Origin of the sequence: Desulfocurvus vexinensis DSM 17965, from assembly GCF_000519125.1 — a bacterium.
GTDB lineage: Bacteria > Desulfobacterota > Desulfovibrionia > Desulfovibrionales > Desulfovibrionaceae > Desulfocurvus > Desulfocurvus vexinensis.
The window spans coordinates 1-2,398 of sequence record NZ_JAEX01000051.1; the positions used below are offsets into that span (position 1 = coordinate 1).

Annotated in this window: 2 protein-coding genes; both read left to right on the forward strand. The window is 64.8% G+C overall.

The window, feature by feature from the left end:
• Nucleotides 1-1,191, forward strand: a 1,191-nt coding sequence (locus tag G495_RS0114495; protein ID WP_028588360.1) for a baseplate J/gp47 family protein, incomplete at its 5' end; no start/stop codon positions are given.
• Nucleotides 1,191-2,398: phage tail protein (locus G495_RS0114500; protein ID WP_028588361.1), on the forward strand; the 1,208-nt coding region annotated here is incomplete at its 3' end. The genes G495_RS0114495 and G495_RS0114500, both read left to right, overlap by 1 nt.

Consider the following 2,398-nt stretch of genomic DNA (forward strand, 5'->3'; position numbering starts at 1 on the left):
CAGAACGTCATCAACCTCTGCAAGCTCATCGGCTACCGGCTGGACTCGCCGGTGGCCTCCACCACCACGCTGCGCTTCCGGCTCTCCGCCCCGCTCGGCAAGGACCTGACCATTCCGGCGGGGACGGCATGCCGCGCCCTGCTGAGTGACGGCGAGGCGGATTTCGAGACGGTCGAGGACGGCCTCATCCCGCGAGGCGTGCTCTCGGTGGACATCCCAGCCCGTCAAGGCGTGCGCCGCACTGAGACCTTCACGTCGACGGGCCTGCCATTCCAGCGCTTCCGCCTGACCGGCGACGTCATCGCCCAGGGCACCATCACTGTTACGGTGGGGGACGACGCCTGGAGCGAGGTCGATCATTTTCAGGACAGTCTGGCCGACAGCCGCCATTTCATGGCAGATCTCGACGCCCTCGACATCTCCACCCTGATTTTCGGCGACGGGCAAAGCGGCGCTGTACCCGCTCAGGGAAGCGCCATCACCGTCAGCTATCTGCAGACCATCGGAGACCAGGGCAATCTCGGTCCGAACCGGATCACCCAACTGCTGAGCCCGGTCTACCTCGACGGCGGACAGGTCTCCCTGACCGTCACCAATCCGGTGCCCGCCACCGGCGGCGCGTCGCGGGAAGCCCTCGAACACGCCCGGCGACAGGCACCGGCGGAGCTACGCAGTCTCTGGAAAGCCGTCACCCTGGAGGATTACCAGGCGCTCGCCGAAGGTTACCCCAGCGTCGCCAAGGCCAAGGTGCTCGACACCAATGCCTGTCAGAACATCCGCTATTACAACGTCCAACTGGCCATCGCCCCCAACGGCGGCGGAATGCCCTCGGCGCTGCTCAAGCGGGACCTCGCGGAGTTTCTCGAACGCCGCAAGGTCATCACAGTCGAGATCAACCTGTTCGATCCGATCTACCGGCCCGTTTCCATCGACGCCGAGGTCTACATCTGGCCAGGTGAACCGCTGGAAAATGTGCGCAGCCGCATCGAAGCCGCGCTCTCCGATTTCTTTTCCTTCGACCAAGTCTCCTTTGGCCAGACCATTCACTTCTCCGACCTGGTGGCCCTGATCGACGGCGTGCGCGGCGTCAGCCACATGCACCTCTACGCACCCCAGCAGGACATCGAGCTGCGCCACGGCGAAATCCCGGTTCTCGGCAGCGTCAACCTCGATCTGCGGAGGGCCGGTTGATGTCAGATTGGTTCAAGGACAATCTGCTTGGCCTGCTGCCGCCGCTTTACGAGCACAACGACGAGGCCGGTGACCTGCGCACCTTTCTGAGCCTTCCCGCCGGAACGCTCGACGAACTCAAGCAGGCCATCGACGACTTCCCGACCATCTTCGATGTCGATCATTGCGACGAACGCTTCCTGCCGCTGCTGGCGAGGCTCGTCGGTCTCGAGGTGGACGGCACCTGTTCGCCGGACTGCCAGCGCCGCCGCGTGCGGGAGGCGGTCGAGATCTATCGCCGCAAGGGCACCATCCCGGCCATCGAACGCGACTTCGATGCGCTCGGTTGGAAGGGGGAACTGCAGGAGACCTTCCGCTCGGCTCTGCGTCTCAATGCCCGCTCCCGACTCAGCAAAGCCAAGCTGCCCGGCCTGGTGTTCAGCCTCGGCGTGTTTCGCGTGCTGTGCCTCAACCAGACCGAGGGGCTGCGCGACGCCCTGGTGTTTCACCACCCGGCGGGCACCCGCTGTTTCTGGCTCCAGTTCCTCCTGGAATGGATCGAAGGCGGCGCAATGCTCGACTTCGGGCATGCCAACGCCGTGCGCAGGATCGTGCTGGCGTTTCTCGACGAGACCTTCGTCCTTGGCCGCTCCTCGCTCGGTTCCTGCCGTCACCTGACCAACAAGCAGAGGGTCTGGGAGCTGCTGCAGCTCACCAGTACCACGGAGATGCTCCCGGAGATCGACCGGGCCGCCGTGAAGGTCTCCCGTTTTCACGGCCGCCAGAACCGGATGCGACTGAACCACAAGGCCCTCAACGACTGGCGGCTTCCGTACACCCGCGTCGGCGAGGACCGGGTTTCCTTCTGCACGCCCATTTACACCGGCCGCGATTTCGAGGGGGATGTTCTGGAAAGCGGCTTCGGGCTGGGCGAGAGCCATCTCAACCGCAAGCCGCTGACCCATGGCGAGACCGCGCTGCGCTACTGCTTTCGGCAGAAGGACTTCTTTTTCGACACGCAAGCGGAACCGGTCGAACGGGCTGAGGCCAAGTACGACCTGCGCCTGCCCTTGGAATCTCGACACCGTCTCTGCTTCCAGCTCGGCCGCGCCAGGCTCAACGCTGGTCTCGACCTCACCGCCAACCAGGGCGGCATCAGCAATCTGCTGCTCGCCTCCACCGCTGGCTGCGACGCGGACGTCACCCTGGCCGTCGACCGGATCGACCG